Annotated in this window: 17 protein-coding genes; 11 read left to right on the top strand and 6 right to left on the bottom strand. The window is 64.5% G+C overall.

All coding sequences use genetic code 11. From position 1 onward, the window contains the following. Window positions 1-83: 83 nt before the first annotated feature. Complete coding sequence (locus tag MOK15_RS08655) at window positions 84-875, bottom strand: 3-hydroxybutyrate dehydrogenase (RefSeq protein WP_242931237.1); 792 nt, start codon at window positions 873-875, stop codon at window positions 84-86. After that, window positions 872-2,065, bottom strand: a complete 1,194-nt coding sequence (locus tag MOK15_RS08650; RefSeq protein ID WP_242931236.1) for a DUF3734 domain-containing protein — start codon at window positions 2,063-2,065, stop codon at window positions 872-874. The genes MOK15_RS08655 and MOK15_RS08650 overlap by 4 nt, the downstream gene beginning before the upstream one ends. A 144-nt stretch (window positions 2,066-2,209) precedes the next feature. Between MOK15_RS08650 and MOK15_RS08645 the strand changes: the two genes are divergently transcribed. After that, window positions 2,210-3,097 carry a neutral zinc metallopeptidase gene (locus MOK15_RS08645; protein ID WP_242931235.1) on the top strand — a complete coding sequence of 296 codons (888 nt, stop codon included), beginning with the start codon at window positions 2,210-2,212 and terminating at the stop codon, window positions 3,095-3,097. 191 nt (window positions 3,098-3,288) lie between these two features. On the opposite strand, the gene MOK15_RS08640 is transcribed toward MOK15_RS08645, so the two are convergent. Further along, complete coding sequence (locus MOK15_RS08640) at window positions 3,289-3,474, bottom strand: hypothetical protein (protein WP_242931234.1); 186 nt, start codon at window positions 3,472-3,474, stop codon at window positions 3,289-3,291. An 87-nt stretch (window positions 3,475-3,561) separates the two neighbouring features. On the opposite strand from MOK15_RS08640, the gene MOK15_RS08635 reads away from it, so the two are divergent. The 7 genes from MOK15_RS08635 (at window position 3,562) to MOK15_RS08605 (ending at window position 10,286) form a co-directional block, all read left to right on the top strand. Then, on the top strand, window positions 3,562-6,252 hold the full coding sequence (locus MOK15_RS08635; RefSeq protein WP_242931233.1) for a bifunctional [glutamine synthetase] adenylyltransferase/[glutamine synthetase]-adenylyl-L-tyrosine phosphorylase: 2,691 nt from the start codon (window positions 3,562-3,564) through the stop codon (window positions 6,250-6,252). Next, window positions 6,252-6,713 carry a thioredoxin-dependent thiol peroxidase gene (bcp, locus tag MOK15_RS08630; RefSeq protein ID WP_242932692.1) on the top strand — a complete coding sequence of 154 codons (462 nt, stop codon included), beginning with the start codon at window positions 6,252-6,254 and terminating at the stop codon, window positions 6,711-6,713. Before MOK15_RS08635 ends, bcp begins: the two co-directional genes overlap by 1 nt. Next, entirely contained in the window at window positions 6,710-7,519 is an 810-nt protein-coding gene (locus MOK15_RS08625; protein WP_242931232.1) for a ferritin-like domain-containing protein, read from the top strand. The genes bcp and MOK15_RS08625 overlap by 4 nt, the downstream gene beginning before the upstream one ends. A 110-nt stretch (window positions 7,520-7,629) precedes the next feature. Then, on the top strand, window positions 7,630-8,358 hold the full coding sequence (locus tag MOK15_RS08620; RefSeq protein WP_242931231.1) for a M23 family metallopeptidase: 729 nt from the start codon (window positions 7,630-7,632) through the stop codon (window positions 8,356-8,358). 80 nt (window positions 8,359-8,438) lie between these two features. Then, entirely contained in the window at window positions 8,439-8,765 is a 327-nt protein-coding gene (gene erpA, locus MOK15_RS08615) for an iron-sulfur cluster insertion protein ErpA (protein WP_242931230.1), read from the top strand. A 144-nt stretch (window positions 8,766-8,909) separates the two neighbouring features. Next, window positions 8,910-9,686: an exodeoxyribonuclease III gene (gene xth / locus MOK15_RS08610; protein WP_242931229.1), complete on the top strand. Its 777-nt coding sequence runs from the start codon at window positions 8,910-8,912 to the stop codon at window positions 9,684-9,686. Between the two features lie 78 nt (window positions 9,687-9,764). Beyond that, window positions 9,765-10,286: a DUF2239 family protein gene (locus tag MOK15_RS08605; protein ID WP_242931228.1), complete on the top strand. Its 522-nt coding sequence runs from the start codon at window positions 9,765-9,767 to the stop codon at window positions 10,284-10,286. Window positions 10,287-10,504: 218 nt separating this feature from the next. Here the strand turns inward: MOK15_RS08605 and MOK15_RS08600 are convergent, their stop codons facing one another. Together MOK15_RS08600 and MOK15_RS08595 are read right to left on the bottom strand one after the other, a co-directional pair. Then, complete coding sequence (locus MOK15_RS08600) at window positions 10,505-11,473, bottom strand: diacylglycerol kinase family protein (protein WP_242931227.1); 969 nt, start codon at window positions 11,471-11,473, stop codon at window positions 10,505-10,507. A 9-nt stretch (window positions 11,474-11,482) separates the two neighbouring features. Beyond that, window positions 11,483-11,977: a DUF2141 domain-containing protein gene (locus MOK15_RS08595; protein ID WP_242931226.1), complete on the bottom strand. Its 495-nt coding sequence runs from the start codon at window positions 11,975-11,977 to the stop codon at window positions 11,483-11,485. Between the two features lie 130 nt (window positions 11,978-12,107). Between MOK15_RS08595 and lptF the strand changes: the two genes are divergently transcribed. Together lptF and lptG are read left to right on the top strand one after the other, a co-directional pair. Further along, a complete protein-coding gene (gene lptF, locus MOK15_RS08590; protein WP_242931225.1) occupies window positions 12,108-13,316 on the top strand; it encodes an LPS export ABC transporter permease LptF in 1,209 nt (402 codons plus the stop codon). 3 nt (window positions 13,317-13,319) lie between these two features. Next, on the top strand, window positions 13,320-14,420 hold the full coding sequence (lptG, locus tag MOK15_RS08585; protein WP_242931224.1) for an LPS export ABC transporter permease LptG: 1,101 nt from the start codon (window positions 13,320-13,322) through the stop codon (window positions 14,418-14,420). A gap of 178 nt (window positions 14,421-14,598) precedes the next feature. Here the strand turns inward: lptG and MOK15_RS08580 are convergent, their stop codons facing one another. Then, complete coding sequence (locus MOK15_RS08580) at window positions 14,599-15,666, bottom strand: fatty acid desaturase (protein ID WP_242931223.1); 1,068 nt, start codon at window positions 15,664-15,666, stop codon at window positions 14,599-14,601. A 163-nt stretch (window positions 15,667-15,829) separates the two neighbouring features. On the opposite strand from MOK15_RS08580, the gene MOK15_RS08575 reads away from it, so the two are divergent. Beyond that, entirely contained in the window at window positions 15,830-16,987 is a 1,158-nt protein-coding gene (locus MOK15_RS08575; RefSeq protein WP_242931222.1) for a GNAT family N-acetyltransferase, read from the top strand. Window positions 16,988-17,087 lie beyond the last annotated feature (100 nt).

The following is a 17,087-nucleotide window of genomic DNA, read 5'->3' as shown; positions in this document are numbered from 1 at the left end:
TGGCAGGAATGGCCGTTAGCTGACGATGCAATCGCATCTGTCGAAGGGGGACGTCGCCGTCCCTTCCCCTTCCTGCCGGCGCCTTATTGCGCGGTCCAGCCGCCGTCGATCGAGAGGTTCGCGCCCGTGACCTGTGCGGCGGCGTCGCTGCACAGATAGAGGGCGGTGGCGGCCACCTGTTCGGCGGTGACGAACTGCTTGGTCGGCTGGCCGTCCAGCAGCACGTCGTTTATCACCTGTTCGCGCGTCATGTTCCGCGCCTTCATCGTGTCGGGGATCTGGTTTTCGACCAGCGGGGTCCAGACATAGCCGGGCGAGATGCAGTTGGCGGTGATGCCGAAGGTCGCGACTTCCAGCGCCACCGTCTTGGTAAAGCCGTTGAGGCCGTGCTTGGCGGTGACATAGGCGCTCTTGAAGGGGGAGGCGGCCTTGCTGTGGGCGCTCGCGGTCTGGATGATGCGGCCCCATTTCTTCGACTTCATATAGGGGATGGCCAGGCGCGTCGTGTGGAACGCCGCGTTCAGGTTCAGCGCGATGATGAGATCCCATTTGTCGAGCGGAAATTCCTCGACCGGGGCGACATGCTGCATCCCGGCATTGTTGATGAGGATGTCTATCCCGCCGAAGCTGTCGGCCGCCTCCTTCATCATTGCCTCGATCTGGTCGACCTTGGTCAGGTCATGGCCCGAATAGAGCGCCTTTGCGCCGGACAGCGCCTCCAGCCCCACGCGCTCCTTCTCGATCGCGTCCTTGTCGCCGAAGCCGTTGATGACGATGTTGGCGCCTTCGCCGGCCAGCGCCTTGGCATAGGCAAGGCCGATGCCGGATGTGGACCCGGTGATGAGGGCGGCCTTGCCGGCCAAAGACTTGCTCATGCCTTTTTCTCCTTCAGGTGATCGGGTTCGTCGAGGTCGAAGGTCGCGCTCTTGCCATTGAGGATGTTGCGGGCGATCAGGTCGCCCTTGTGCATCACTTCCTCCACCGCGTCGCGGCCCTGGCTCCAGTGATCGAGCATGGTCGAGCGGGAAAATTCGAAGTCCTTGGCGCCGCTTTCCCAGTTGCGCGACCGGTAGATGAGATGGACGATGTTGACCGAACCTTCATCCAATATGTCGCGCAATCGCTGGGCTTCCGGCCCGTCCTGCATCTCGGGCGGCAGCTTGTCGAGCAGCGCCTTGATCGCGCCATGCTCGCGGCGCAGGCGCAGATACTGGTCCGTCACCTGGCGGGTGCGGCTGCTATACTGAATGTCCTTCATGCGCGAATAGACGTCGGTCATCTGGCGCGGCATCGGCCCTTCGGCCGGGAAGAGGTCGACCTGGAAGACCAGCATGTCTTCGGTCTGGTGATTGAGGACATGGGCGAGCGGCGTGTTGGACACGATGCCGCCGTCCCAATACCAGCGCCCGTCAATCTCGATCGGCGGCAGGCCGGGGGGCAGCGCGCCCGACGCCATGATGTGGCGTGCGTCGATTCGCGTGTTGCCGCCGGGGCCGCGCGTGTCCCAATAGGAGAAATTGCCCGTTTCCACATCGACCGCGCCGACCGACAGGCGCACCGGGCCGTCATTCAGCAGATCCCAGTCGACACAGGCGTCGAGAGTGTCCTTGAGCGGGGCGCTGTCATAGAAGCTGATGGCGCCCGACGATCCTTCGGGCATCAGCGTCGCGGGCCAGAGGCGCGGGCGGAACATGCCCGGCACGCCGAAGGTCGCGACCGTGCCCGCCGCCATCAGATGCGCGGCTTCGCGGATATGGTCGATTTCCGGCAGGATGACGTTGGGCATCCCGCCCGACAGGGTATACCAGAATTTCTTCAACCGGCTGATGCGCCGATGCGGCAGGTTGCCCGCGATGATCGCGGCGTTGACCGCGCCGATCGAAATGCCCGCGACCCAGGTCACATCGACGCCCAGCTCGTCCAGCCGCTCATAGACGCCCGACTGGAAGGAACCGAGCGCGCCGCCGCCCTGCAACAGCAAGGCGACTTCGCGGGGAAGGGGGAGCGGCGTCCGTGCCCGGCGCGGGGGAGGCGCCTCGGCGTGCTGGGGTTCGATGTCTGCCATGTCGCAGTGCAATATAGGTTTTGCCGCCATCATTCCAACTTAATGTCTCGTAACAAATCACGGTTTGCCGCAACCTTCCCGTCGGCAGACGGTTTCCCGCGACGCATGAATCGCGTAGGCAGGGGACAGGACAGGGAGGGTGCGATGCGGCTCGACGACGAACAGGAAAGCAGCAATTTCGAGGTCCAGGACGGCCGCAGCGGCGGTTTCGGCGGCGGCGGGCTGGGCGGCGGCCTGGGCATGTTGCTGCCCCTGATCGGCAGCCGGTTCGGTTGTGGCGGCATCGTCGTCGTGCTGATCATCATGATGGTGATGGGCATGAACCCCTTGAGCCTGGTCGGCGGGGGTGGGCAGCAGCAACCCGTGCCGCAAAGCTCCTCGGCCAGTCAGGATGCGCGCAAGCTGACCGAAATCCAGCATTGGTCGCTCAAGGTGCTGGGATCGACCGAGCGGGTCTGGGGGCAGATTTTCCAGCAGGCCGGCCAGCAATATAAGCCGACGGTCCTGTCCTTCTATTCGCAAAACGGCATGTCCGGCTGCGGCGCGGCGCAGAGCGCCATGGGGCCATTTTATTGCCCCAACGACCAGAAGGTCTATCTCGACACCGATTTCTTCACCGAACTGCGCCAGCGCTTCGGCGCGCCGGGCGATTTCGCGCAGGCCTATGTGATCGCGCATGAGGTCGGCCACCATATCCAGGATCTGGAAGGCACGCTGGGCCAGGTGAACCAGCAGCAGCGCCGCGTCAGCGAAGCGGCGGGCAATGCCCTGCAGGTGAATGTGGAACTGCAGGCGGACTGCTATGCCGGCGTCTGGGCCAAGCGCACCGGCCTCATGGAAGCGGGCGATCTGGAAGAAGGCATGACGGCAGCGCAGGCGATCGGCGACGATACGTTGCAGAAATCGGCCGGGCGGCGGCCGGTGCCGGAGAGCTTCACTCACGGCACCAGCGCGCAGCGGGTGGAATGGCTGCGCAAGGGGCTGTCCACGGGCGATCCCGCCCAGTGCAACACTTTCAAGGGCGTGATCTGATACGGACGCCGCCTGCCCTGCGGCGGATCGACATTCAGGTTAAAGCAGAAGCCTTATTCCCATTTTTAGCGTCATGCCGGACTTGATCCGGCATCCAGAGTCGCAGGTGTTGCCCTTTGTGGCCCTGGATGCCGGATCAAGTCCGGCATGACCAGGCAGGAAGCCCCTAAAACGGGGAATATCGCTTCGCCCTAAAACCGGTCCAGCTTGGTGAGCAGCGCCATCATGTCATCGGGAACTGCGTCGCACGGCGGCGCATAGGTGGAACGGAGCGCATTGCCGACGCCCTCATAGGGTAGCGGCAGGCCAACGGTGACGATTCGGCCGCGTTCGCCGTCCCGCCCCAGTACCGCTCGATCCAGAGATTTGCGCTGCATTTCCATCTACCCACAAACGACCATCTTGCTGAAAAGTTTCTGGCATTCGTCGCATGTGCGCGCGATAGGCCCCGGAAAGGAGAGACGATGGTGACGAACTGGCAGGAAACGCAGGCGCGCATCCGGGCGCATTCGCCCTTTCTGGCCCGCGCGCTCGACCGTTTCCCCGCCGTGACCGAGCGGCTGGCGGCGGGCGATTTCGACGCCGCGCTGGGCGCCGCGCAGGCTGCGGGCGGCCCGGAGGCTAGTATCGTCCGTTCGCTCCGGCAACGGCGCGGGGCGATTGCGCTCGCCGTAGCGGCGGCCGATCTTGCGGGCGCCTGGGATCTCGACCGGGTGACGCGCACCCTGTCCGACTTCGCCGACCAGGCGCTGGAGGAAGCGCTCGCCACCGCGATGCGGGAACGTTATCCCGATGCCGAGCATCGCGGGTTCGTCGTGCTGGCGCTGGGCAAGCACGGCAGCCGCGAACTCAACTATTCGTCGGACATCGACCCGATCCTGCTCTATGATCCCACCACGCTGCCGCATGGCGAGCGGGAGGATGTTGCCGACGCCGCCGTGCGCATCGGTCGGCGGGTCAGCGAATTGCTCACCGCCCGCGACGGCGACGGCTATGTCTTTCGCGTTGACCTGCGCCTGCGGCCTTCGCCGGAGGCCACGCCGATCGCGCTGCCGGTGGAGGCGGCGATCGGCTATTATGAATCGACCGCCATGGGCTGGGAACAGGCCGCCTTCATCCGCGCCCGGCCTGCGGCTGGCGACCTCAGCCTGGGCGACTATTTCATGCGCCAGATCCGTCCCTTTGTCTGGCGGCGCAGCCTGGATTTCGGCGCGATCGACGCGATCGTCGATATCAGCCGCCGCATCCGCGACCATTATGCGCAGGGCCAGGCGTTCGGCCCCGGCTATGATCTGAAACGCGGGCGCGGCGGCATCCGTGAGGTCGAATTTTTCGCGCAGGTGCATCAGCTCATCCATGGCGGCCGTGATCCCTCGCTCCGGTCGGGCAATACGCGCGAGGCGCTGCGGGCGCTGGCCGCCGCCAACGTGATCGAAGGCGACGTCGCCACCCGTCTGGACGAAGCCTATATCCTCTTCCGCATGATCGAGCATCGCCTCCAGATGGTGGAGGATCGCCAGACCCATGAACTGCCCAAGTCGGCGGAGTCGCTCGATAATGTCGCGCGGCTCCATGGCCTGTCCGACGGCGCCGCGCTGCTGGACCTGCTACGCCCGCAGGTCGAATGGGTAGGCCGCAACTATGACCGGCTCAGTCCCGAAAAGGCGGATGCCTCCCTCTCGCACGATGAGGACCGGCTGAAGGAACAGTTGATCGAGATCGGCTTCGTCGATCCCGAAACACCGCTGGCGCGCATCGCCCGCTGGCGCGGCGGCACGATCCGCGCGCTGCGCAACGCGCCTTCGCGGGAAGCGCTGGAGGCGCTGCTGCCTGGCCTGATGCGCACGCTCGCCAAGGCGCCCGATCCCTCGCGCGCGCTCAACCGGCTCGACGACATGATCGCCCGCCTGCCGAGCGCGATCAATTTCTTCAAGCTGCTCGCCGCCCGCCCGGCGCTGGTCGAACTGCTGGCGGAGATATTGAGCCACGCGCCCACCCTGGCCGATGCGCTCGGCCGCCGGGCGGAGCTGATCGACGGGCTGATCGACGCGACCGCCTTCGACCCGCCACCGCCGGTGGAGATATTGGCGCAGCAGCTTGGCGCGCTGGAGCCGGGCGAGGATTATCAGGCGCTGCTCGATCGCGTGCGCCAGCGCGTGGGCGACCGCCGCTTCGCGCTGGGCGCGCAGATCATCCGCGGCGGCGATCCGCTGGAGGCGGGCCGGGGCTATGGCCGCGTCGCGCAAGCTGCGATCGAGGCGCTGGCCAGTGGCACCGTCGTCCAGTTCGAAGCCGCCCATGGCAAGGTGCCGGGTGGCGAAATGCTCATCCTGGCGCTTGGCCGCATGGGCGGCGGGGTGCTGACCCACGCCTCCGACCTTGATCTCGTCTATCTTTTTACCGGCGACTTCGCGACCGAATCGGATGGGCCGAAGCCGCTGGGCGCCACCCAATATTTCAACCGCCTGGGCCAGCGCATCACCAACGCGCTTTCGGTCCACACCGCGTCCGGCCCGCTCTATGAGGTCGATACCCGCCTTCGTCCGTCCGGCGCGCAGGGGTTGCTGGCGGTCAGTCTCGACAGTTTCGCCCGTTATCAGCGGGAGGAAGCCTGGACCTGGGAGCATCTGGCGCTTACCCGCGCCCGTCCGGTCTTCGGGTCGGACCAGGCGCGGGCGGCGATGGACGCCATCCTTGCCGAAACGCTCCAGCGCCCGCGCGACTTCGACCAGCTCGCACGGCAGGCGGTGAAGATGCGCGGCGACATCGCCCGCCACAAGCCGCCAGCCAGCGATATGGACGTGAAGCTGGTGCCGGGCGGTCTGGTCGATCTGGAGTTCCTGATCCACATCACCCAGTTTCGCCATGGCACGGCGTTCGACCCCGATCTTTCCAACGCGCTGGCCGCCCTGGTCGCGGCCGGTCATCTGCCCGCCGACCTGATTGCCGCGCACGACCTCATCACCCGCTATCTGGTCGTTTCGCGCCTGGTCTCGCCCAAGTCGACCGAACCGCCGGAGGCCACCCGGCCGCTGGTCGCGCGCGCCTGCGGGGCGCAGGATTGGGACGGGCTGCTTGCAAGCTACGCGCAGGCGCGGCAATGCGTGGCGGAAGCCTGGGCCGCGCTCGCCGCGCCCTATCAGGAGGAAACATGATGCTGGAACAGGGCGATAGCGTCCCCGCCGTGGCGCTGAAGGATGCGGACGGCGTCGACTTCACGCTGGACCGTTACCGGGGCAAGCCGTTGGTCGTCTATTTCTATCCCAAGGCGGACACGCCCGGCTGCACCAATGAGGCGAAGGATTTCACCGTCCTCGCCGCCGATTATGCCGCCGCCGGGGTGCGCGTCGTCGGCATTTCCAAGGACAAGCCGGCGAAGCTCAAGAAATTCGCGGAGAAATATGGCCTGACCGTCCTTCTCGCCTCGGACGAGCCGGGCGCGGCCTGCGAAGCGTTCGGCACCTGGGTCGAAAAGTCGCTCTATGGCCGCAAATATATGGGGATCGAGCGGGCGACTTTCCTGATCGGGGCGGACGGCGCGATCCTGCGCGTCTGGCCCAAGGTCAAGGTGAAGGGCCACGCCGCGCAGGTGCTGGAGGCGGTGCAGGCGCTTTGACCCTGCCGGTTTCGATCATGACGGTGGGCGCGGCCTGCGCCCATGTGATGGTGACGCCTGACCCCCATGCCAAGTTGATGGCGGCGCGCGCGGTGGCGCGGGCCTGGCGGCTGGGGCGGCTGGCGCATGATTTCGATGTCGTGATGCCTGATCGGCCCGCGCGTCCCGAAGCGCCCGAACTATCGCCGCCCGCCCAGATGCCCCGGCGCGGCAAGATGGGTTCGGACCGGGCGCGCATCGCCATGCTCCATGCGATCGCCCATATCGAATTTGTCGCGATCGACCTGGCGTTCGACCTGATCGGGCGTTTCGGCGGGGAATTTCCGCGCGAATTTACCGATCAATGGATGCAGGTCGGGGCGGAGGAGGCGATGCATTTTGCGCTGCTCGACCGGCGGCTGCGGCAATTGGGCAGTTTCTACGGTGCGCTGCCCGCGCATGACGGCCTGTGGCAGGCGGCGATCGAGACGGCGGATGACGCGCTCGCCCGGCTCGCCATCGTGCCCATGGTGCTGGAGGCGCGCGCGCTGGACATCACGCCGGCGACGGTCGAGCGTTTCGAAGGCGCAGGAGACCCAATTTCTGCACGGCTATTGCGGCGGATTATGACAGATGAGATTCGCCATGTCGCGGCGGGGACGAAGTGGTTCACGGTCGCGACGAACAGACTGGGGGTGGGGGCCGCCGAACATTATCAAATGCTTGTGAAGCGCCATTTTCGCGGCAGCGTTAAGCCGCCATTCAACGACTCAGCGCGTCGACAGGCCGGTTTAACCGAAGAATTCTACGCCGCGCTTGCAACCTGATCCGGGATTTGCAGTCTGTATCCCTTAGCGGGGGCGATTTAGGTCGCCAAATACAAAACACGGGAAGCACCGAGAGGCACTAAGGCTCCGGTGACATAGTCGGGGTCTGCATGTCGATTTTTCATTCGCTAAATGCGCGCGGATCGCAAAGGTTCCAGTCCGCGTCGAAATTCGTGAAAATTTTTGGAGCTTTCGGAATCGCAGGCGCCCTCTGCGCCGCGGCTCCGGCCCATGCCGCCTCGGACGACGATGATCCCTATGGCGACGTACCTGCTGCCGCTGCCCAGAAGGGCACGGTCGATCTCGCTTTCTCCGATCTTTTCGCCAGCCTTCAGCGACTTGACGGCACGCCCAAGGCGGCGGCCTATATCCCGTCGGGCCGTCCCGTGGCGAAGCTTACCCTGACCTCCAATTTCGGCGTCCGTTCCGACCCCTTCAACGGCGGCGCGCGGATGCACAAGGGCATCGACATTCCCGGCCCCGTGGGCACCCCCATCTACGCCACCGCCGACGGCGTCGTCAGCCGCGCCGGCTGGGCCAGCGGCTATGGCAATCTGGTCCAGATCACCCATGGCGGCGGCATGGAAACCCGTTATGGCCACATGTCGAAGCTGCTGGTCGCGGCGAACAGCTATGTGAAGCGTGGCCAGTTGATCGGCCTCATGGGTTCGACCGGCCGTTCGACCGGCAGCCACCTCCATTATGAAGTCCGTGTCGATGGCACGGCGATCAATCCCATCCCCTTCGTCGCCGGTCCCGACTATCTGGTGGCGATGAACACCAAGCCGCCGGTCGCCATGGGCGGCCCGACCAAGGCCGAGGAAAAGGCCGCCGACTGAGCCTTGATCCGAACTCTTTCAGAAGGCCCGGCGCCCCATGGGTTGCCGGGCCTTCTGCGTCACCCTATCTAAGGGACATCATGGCCGACATCGACCTCACCCCTTCCGCCGCCGCGCGAGTCGCGACGATCGCCGCCAAGCAGGGCAAGCCCGCCATTCTCCGCCTGTCGGTGGAAGGTGGCGGCTGTTCGGGTTTCCAATATCGCTTCGGCCTGGCCGAGGGGATCGAGGCGGACGATCTGTCGGTCGAGCGCGACGGCGTGACGCTGGTGGTGGATGATGTCAGCATCGACCTGGTGCGCGGCTCAGCGGTGGATTTCGTGTCCGACCTGGGCGGGCAGGCGTTCAAGGTCACGAACCCTAACGCCACCGCCGGCTGCGGTTGCGGGACCAGCTTCTCGGTTTGATCCGCACTGATGTGCTCCTGCGTAAGCAGGAGCCCAGGATGCAGGGCATTGCGGTCGGCCCTAGGCTCCTGCTTTCGCAGGAGCACATTCCATATTATGCGAGCGCTTTGACGCCGCACGAACGAAAAGGGATCGGGTCAGTCCATGCGCATCGCCACCTTCAACATCAACGGCATCAAGGCGCGTCTGCCGCGCCTGCTGGAATGGCTGGACGAAACGCGGCCGGACGTCGCCTGCCTGCAGGAGATCAAGACTTCCAACGATACCTTTCCGGTCAAGGATATCGAGGCAGCCGGTTATGGTGTGATCTGGCATGGACAGAAGGGGTTCAATGGTGTCGCGATCCTCGCGCGCGGCGAAACCCCGGTCGAGGTGCGCCGGGGCCTGGAGGGCGAGCCGGAGGATGAGCATAGCCGCTATCTCGAAGCCGATGTGAAGGGCGTGCGCGTCGCCAGCATCTACCTGCCCAACGGCAATCCGCAGCCCGGCCCCAAATTCGACTATAAGCTGCGCTGGATGAAGCGGCTGCGCGACCGCGCCGCCGAAATCTGGGCGGAGGAGGTGCCGGCTATCCTCGCGGGCGATTATAATGTCATCCCGCGCGACGTGGACACCTATTCGGTCAAGGCCATGGCCGACGACGCGCTGATGCAGCCTGAAAGTCGCGCCGCCTATCGCCGCCTGCTCGGCGACGGCTGGACCGACGCGATCCTCAGCCGGCACCCGGCGGGCGGGGTCTGGACCTTCTGGGACTATCAGATGAACGCCTGGCCGCGCGACGCGGGCTTTCGCATCGATCATCTGCTGCTCAGCCCGGCGGCGGCCGACCGGCTGATCGACGCGCAGGTCGACAAGGCGTTTCGCGGTCGGGAAAAGGCCAGCGATCACGCCCCGACCTGGGTGGAACTGCGCCCGGCATAGAATGTGACCCTAATTTTACCCGGATATATTGACTCAATATAATCCGGATAATAATAGCCGTGTCGAAGGAGATTCGACATGGAACGGACATTGACGGCCTTTGCGGGCGACCTGTGGATCGCCACCGGCGACGAAGAGGAAATGCTGGAGGCGCTGCGCGTGATGGGCGACGAGGCGCAGAATATCCTGCTGTTCGACGACGCCACCGGGCGTCAGGTCGACATCGACCTGCGCGGCGCCACAGAGAAAGCGCCAAAGGGGCGAGGACGCCCAAAGCTGGGCGTTCAGCCGCGCGAGGTAACGTTGCTGCCGCGGCATTGGGACTGGCTGTCGGCCCAGTCGGGCGGCGCGTCCGCCACACTGCGGCGGCTGGTGGAGGCAGCGCGCAAGGCCAGCGTCGACGCACCCAGCCCGCGCGCGGCGATGGACGCGGCCTATCATTTCCTCACCGTCATGGCGGGCGACCGCCCCGGCTACGAAGCCGCGATCCGCGCGCTCTATGCAAGGGACGAAGAGCTGTACGTTTCGCTGTCGGAAAACTGGCCGTCCGGCATCCGCGACCACGCCCGTGCGCTGGCCGCCCCGGCTTTTTCGGCTTGAACGGAAATGGGAGGGGGCTAGGGGAAATCGACATTCAGGATAAAGCAGAAGCCTTGGCCTCATTTTCAACGTCATGCCGGATCAAGCCTGTCCTGAGCCTGCCGAAGGGTCCGGCATGACGGCGTAGGAAGCACCTAAAACCGTGAATGTCGATTTGGTCTAGGTTCCACCCCAATCAGCCAGTGCGCCGATCTGGAGAATCCCGCCTTGCCTTGGTCTTACGCCGCCAGGCGCAGGAAGGGCACCGGCTGGGTCGAGCGCAGGACGATCGGTCTGCCTTTCGACGCCTGGAACAGTTCGCCGTCCAGGATGACGCTGCTATGGTCGCCCTCGATGCGGATGGTGTCGCCCTGTTCCAGGTGGATGCCCTCCATATGCGCCTTGCCCACGCGCTTGAATATGCTGGCCCAGACCAAGCGAAGCAGGGCGGGCAGGCTTTGGTCGACGGCCATCAGCTTCATGTTCCCCCGGCGGCTGTCGCCCGGTTGCACGCCCAGCAGCAATCGTTCCAGCGTGGTGACGATCAGCACGGAAAAACGCCCCGCCAACTGACCGTCGCGAATCAGCGAAATGCTTACCGGGTGGCTCGAAGGCGGCAGGAAACGGGCGCGAATGCCGAACAGGAGCGACACGATCACCGCCAGCGCGGTGATGAAGTGGCTGAGGCCATTGGACAGGCCCAGCGGATAGATCTGGTTGCGGCAATAGAGCATGTAATCCGCAAGGCCGGCGCCGCCCAGGAACATGCCCAGTACCGGCCGGGTTCCGGCCTGGCCGTCCGACAGGGCGATCAGTTCGCGCGCGACGACATGGTCGTCAACGCCCGATTTGGCGATCTGGACGATCCGCTCCAGCGCCTTGATCGGGTCGCCATGAATGCCCAGGTCGAGCGCGATCAGGTTGGTCTTGCCGTTGGGCAGCACTGCGATCGGCGGGACGCGGCCCTTGAAATGCTCGCCCTGATAGAGTTCGGTCAGCGACGCCTGCACCGTGCCGTCGCCGCCGTTGATGACGATGACGCTGGGATCGACGCGGGCGATGGTCTGGAACGCCCGGCCGATCTGATCGACATGCTCCACTTCATAATGGAAGATGTCCGGGTTGCTGGCGCAATAGCTGCGCACACGCGGGAGCGTCTGACGGTTGCCCGTGGATTTTGGGTTGGACAGGAGCGCGACGCAGACCATGTTTTTGGATCACATATATTGGAGGTTGATCGTGATTTTCGTCACGCCGGGACCGGCATAGAAGGCGGCCTTTTCCACACCGGGCTTGCCCAGGTTGAAGATGCTGATCGACGGATTGTTGGAAAAGCCGCCGCCATCGCGCGAAAGGTCGGTCTTGCCATTGCCGTCGCGGTCGTGGCGCACGGCGATGCCATATCGGCCCGGACGCGGCACGGGCATACAGAATCGCATCGCGCCATTGGTCGGTTTCGCGGCGATATCGATTCGATTGAGCCATTCGCCCTTGGTCAGCCAGGCGGCTTTGGTGGCGGGGTAGGACTGAAGGCGGACCGTGCCCGTGGCGGCGGCAAAGCCGCGCACATCGACCAGAATTGCCGGTCCCTTGGCATCGGTTCCGCAACGTTCCAGTTCGTTGGCGATCTCCTGCCCATGGGCCATAGCCGGAACCGCAGCGATCATCGCTGCTGCCGACATCAGACCCAGTGCAACTTTTACCATGACCATCAGACTCCTGGCGGCTATAGCCACCCGGATGGACCGGATGGCGAGCCCCTGTTCGCCCCGCAATTCTACCTGACTCGCATATGAGATGGGTTTGCGGCCAAAACATGGTGATGGGACGACGACTTAGAGAATGCTGACCGCCACCGACCGTTATCTCGCCCGTCTGATCGCGATGCCCCTGCTGGGCACATTGGTGATCGCCGCGATGCTGTTCCTGCTCGACAAGATGCTGAGCCTCTTCGACTTCGTCGCGGCGCAGGGCGGGCCGGTCAGCGTGGTATGGCGAATGCTCGCCAATATGCTGCCCGAATATATGTCGCTGGCGATCCCGATCGGCCTGATGCTGGGCATCCTGCTCGCCTTTCGCAAGCTGGCGACCTCGTCCGAACTGGACGTGATGCGGGCGGTGGGCCTGTCCTACGGCCGGTTGCTGCGCGTGCCCTATATGTATGCGATCGCGCTGGCGCTCATCAATTTCGGCATTGTCGGTTTCGTCCAGCCGCTGTCGCGCCACGCCTATGAAGCGCTGCGCTTCGAACTACGTTCAGGCGCGCTCGGCGCCTCGATCAAGGTGGGCGAGTTCACCACCCTGGGCAAACGCATGACGCTGCGGATCGAGCGCAGCCAGGATGAGGGGCGCAATCTCCAGGGCATTTTCGTGCGCGCGATCAATCGCGACGGCCAGTCGGTCGCGGTGACGGCGGCGCACGGGACTTTCCTTGCCACCGACGATCCGGACACGATCATCTTCCGCCTGCATGATGGCGTGCTCGTCAACGAAGCGCCCAAATATCAGACCCCGCGGATATTGTCCTTCTCCAGCCATGACCTGCCGATCGACCTGCCCCAGATAGAGGCTTTTCGCGGCCGCGACGTCGACCGGGAAAAGACGATTCCCGAACTGGTGCTGATCGGACATAACAAGACGACGCCCCATGATCTGCGCAACGAAGTGCGGGCCAACTTCCATTTCCGTATGGTCGAGGTGGTGTTCATGATGCTGCTGCCGCTCGCCGCGCTCGCCTTCGCGATCCCGCCCAAACGATCGACGTCGGCGCTGGGCGTCTTCCTGTCGATCGTGTTCATCGTCACCTATCACAAGATCAACCAATATGGCGAAAGCGTCGGGTCGCTGGGCAAGGTGGACCCGATCATCGCCCTGTGGGGGCCGTTCCTGCTGGCGTCGGGGCTGGTCCTGTGGATGTATCATGTGATCGCGCACCGGCCCGGCGGCCAGCCGATCGCGGCGCTCGAATATGCCTTCTCCACCCTGGGCAAGCAGGTCGTCCGCCTGCTGCGCTTCGGGCGACGACGCCCCCCGGCGGAAGGAGCCGCCTGACCCATGCAGCTCAATTTCTTCCCGTCGCGCCAGATCAGCCTCTACATGGTGCGCCTGTTCCTGACCCGAACCTTCGCCGTGCTGGCGATGCTGGTCGCTATACTCCTCACGCTCGACATGTTGGGAGAATCGGGCGACATATTGGCCTATCCCGGCAATGGCGACGCGCAGCTATGGTATTATGCCGGCCTGCGCGCGCCGCAGATCGCGGCCACATTCCTGCCCTTTTCCGTGCTGCTGGGCACGCTCATCATGCTGGCGACGCTCAACCAGAATAGCGAGATCATCTCGATGAAGGCGGCGGGGCTGTCGGCGCACCAGATATTGGCGCCGCTGGTTGTGGCGGCGCTGGGTGTCTCGGCCATCAGCTTCGTCTTCAACGATCGGATCGTGGCCCGCTCGACGGGCACGCTCAGCGCGTGGGAGGCAGTGGATTACGGGCCAGTCCCGGCGGACAGGGGGGTCATGGCCAATACCTGGGTCCGCGACGGCAATAATCTTATCAACGCAGGGATTGTCGCCGGTCGCGGCACGGCGGTGCAGTTGCGCAAGGTCCAGATCTACAACCGCGTCAATAACGCCCTCATCACCATCATCCAGGCGCCCAAGGGTCATTATGACGTCGCGTCCAAAAGCTGGGTGCTGGAAAATGCGCGCCAGTTTGACGTGGCGCGCGGCACGATGCGCGATATCGGCACGGTTCGCTTCGGCCACGACATCCGTCCGGATCAGTTCACTTTGGCCAAGGTCGATCCCGACGGGATGACCTTCCGCGAACTGGACGCTGCGATCACCGACCTGCATGACGCCGGCCGGCCGACGTCGGAGCTGGAAGGGAGCCTCTGGCACAAGCTGTCCGGTCCCCTGTCCGCATTGCTGATGCCGATCCTGGGGTCGGTTGCGGCCTTCGGTCTGGCGCGGTCGGGCCAGTTGTTCGTGCGCGCGGTCATGGGCATGGCGCTGGGTTTCGCCTATTTCGTGGCCGACAATTTCTCGCTCGCCATGGGCAGCCTGGGCGCCTATCCGCCGATCCTGGCCGCCTGGGCGCCCTTCTTCCTGTTCCTCCTCGTCGGCGAAACCGTGCTGTTCCGCACGGAAGAGTGAGGCAGCAAAAAGCCCCGGCGACCAAGGGGTGTCGCCAGGGCTTCCTGAGGGGTGTTCCGATCCTCATAGGGGGAGGGAAAGAGACCGGAACAGCTTCGATATGGGCGCGGCTTTCCCGGTTTCAAGCTGCAACTGAAAAATAATCGAACGGCGCTGCGTGGCCGCCCGATCCTGCCTGTCAGCGCGCGGCCATGGTGCTGCGGGCGATCTTGCCGACCAGCGGCAGCATCCCCTTATAGTTGCCCTTGCGATAGGGCGAATCCTGATCGAGCGTCGCCATCAGCCGCGCATGGGCCTTGCCCAGCGCATGATAGGGAACGCTCGGCAGCAGATGGTGCAGCGCATGGTAGCGCAGGCCCACAGGCGCCCAGAGCGCGGGCAGGGTGCCCGGCGGGGGCACGTTGACCGAGTCCAGATATTGCGCCGTGACCGTCATCGGATCGCCCTCATTCTCCCACAGATGCGCGACCAGGGTGCGCAACTGGTTGATGACGGTCATCGCCGAATGGACGGCCATATAGACCAGCAAAGGCTTCCAGCCGAAAGCGAAGACGCTCGCCACCAGCGCCAGCGCAAACAGGCTAGCACCCGCTTCCTGCCAGGCCCATTGGCGCGCAAATTCGCCCTCGGGCGCGCGGCGGCGATAGGCCGGGTTGATCGACAGGGCCGAGAGTTCCGCCACCACCTTGCGGCGGAGCGCCGGGATCAGCAGCGACAGCGGCGTCAGCAGGCCGAAGCGCAGGACCAGGCCGATCGGCGCGAGCGAGGCAACGACGATGAACAGCGGCAGCGACCAGGGCTTCATCAGCGCCAGTGGCAGATATTCCGGATCGTCCGCCGTGCCGTACCGGGTGCGGGCATGATGCTGCGTATGGACGCCCTCATACATGAAGGACGGGATCATCAACGGCACGCCGACGATCAGGTTCCAGCCCAGGCGGAAGCCGGGCAGCGCGCCCTTACGGATATGGGTCAGCTCATGGATGAAGCTCGCCGCGCGGTAGAGCGCCAGCATCGCGACGATGCCGCAGGCGACCGCGACCGCCACATTTGGCACCAGGATCGCGCCGGCCAGCGCGGCCCAGCCGATGAGGGCGGAGGCCAGCAGGTCGGGCCAGTAGATGCGCGGATTGGCCACCGCATAGTCGCGCGCCAATTCCGCTGCCGCACGCAGCATTGCGGTGTCGTCGGGGATCGCCGCGCGCGCCCGCTGCGCGGCGGCAAGAATGGGATCATGCACTGTCATGCGGGCGGTCCTAGCCTCCAAATGCGCTGATATCATGGCAGCACCATGACATTTCACCCTGTTGCGCCCCGGCCCCAATGGCGGATTGGTCCTGCGCCTGATTGACATTCCGCAAACAAGCGTCGAACTGCTCCGCACCCCAATTTTCCTCAAGGCGGCACCCGTGGCGCAATCCGATCTGGTTATTACTCCCGTTTCCGGCAAGGCTGATCTCAAGGCTTTCATCGATCTGCCCTGGCGGCTCTACGCCAATGATCCCCATTGGGTTCCACCGCTCAAGGCGGAGGTGAAGGAACTGCTGACGCCGGGCAAGAACCCCTTTTTCGGCCATGCCGAGGCGCAATATTTCCTGGCGCGGCGTGGCGGCACGGTGGTCGGCCGCATTTCCGCCCATATCGACCATCTCGCGCTCGCCCAGCCGGTCGAGCAGGGCATGGGGCCGGGCACGGGCAATTTCGGCCTGTTCGAGGCGGAGGATGCCGAAGTCGGCAAGGCGCTGATCGCAACGGCGGAACAATGGCTGCGCGGCAAGGGCATGACCCGCGTGCTGGGACCGATCTCGCTCTCCATCTGGGAGGAGCCGGGCCTGCTGATCGCCGGGTATGACCATCCGCCCACGGTGATGATGGGGCATAACAGCCCCGCCTATCAGGCGATGATCGAGGGCGCGGGCTATGCGCCGGTCAAGCAGCTCAAGACCTACGAACTGGACATCACGAAGAATTTCCCGCCGCTGATCCAGCGCATCGTCCAGTCGGGCGAGAAGAATGACCGCATCCGCATTCGCAAGGTCGACAAGTCCAGGTTCGATCAGGAAGCCGCGATCATCCTGGGTATATTGAACGACGCCTGGGGCAATAATTGGGGCTTCGTGCCGATTACAGATGCGGAAGTCGCGCATACCGGCAAGAAGCTGAAACCCATCGTGTTCGAGGATCTCATCATGGTCGCCGAACTGGATGGCGAGCCGGTCGCCTTCATGATGACCTTGCCCGACCTGAATGAAGTGGTGGCGCCGCTCAACGGCTCGCTATTGCCCTTCGGCTGGATCAAGCTACTCAAATGGCTGCGGAAACCCAAATGCAGGACGATGCGCGTCCCGCTGATGGGCGTGGTGCAGCGGCTGCAATCCTCCCGCATGGCCAGCCAGCTCGCCTTCATGATGATCGAATATATCCGCCGCAACGCCACCGCCCATTATGGATCGACGCGCGGCGAGATCGGTTGGGTGTTGGACGATAATCAGGGCATGAACGCGATCGCCGACGCCATCGATAGCAAGGTGAACAAGATCTACCAGATATACGAGAAGGGGCTGTAGGGGCGGTTTTCGTTCCAACGGAGGTTCTCGGTGTCACACCAGGATGCATTGAGGGAAACCCTAGCAACCTGTTCCCCGGCGAAGGCCGGGGTCCAGTTCC

This window comes from Sphingobium sp. BYY-5 (assembly GCF_022758885.1).
In the GTDB taxonomy this organism is placed as follows: domain Bacteria; phylum Pseudomonadota; class Alphaproteobacteria; order Sphingomonadales; family Sphingomonadaceae; genus Sphingobium.
This window is presented reverse-complemented; position numbering and strand designations above follow the sequence as displayed.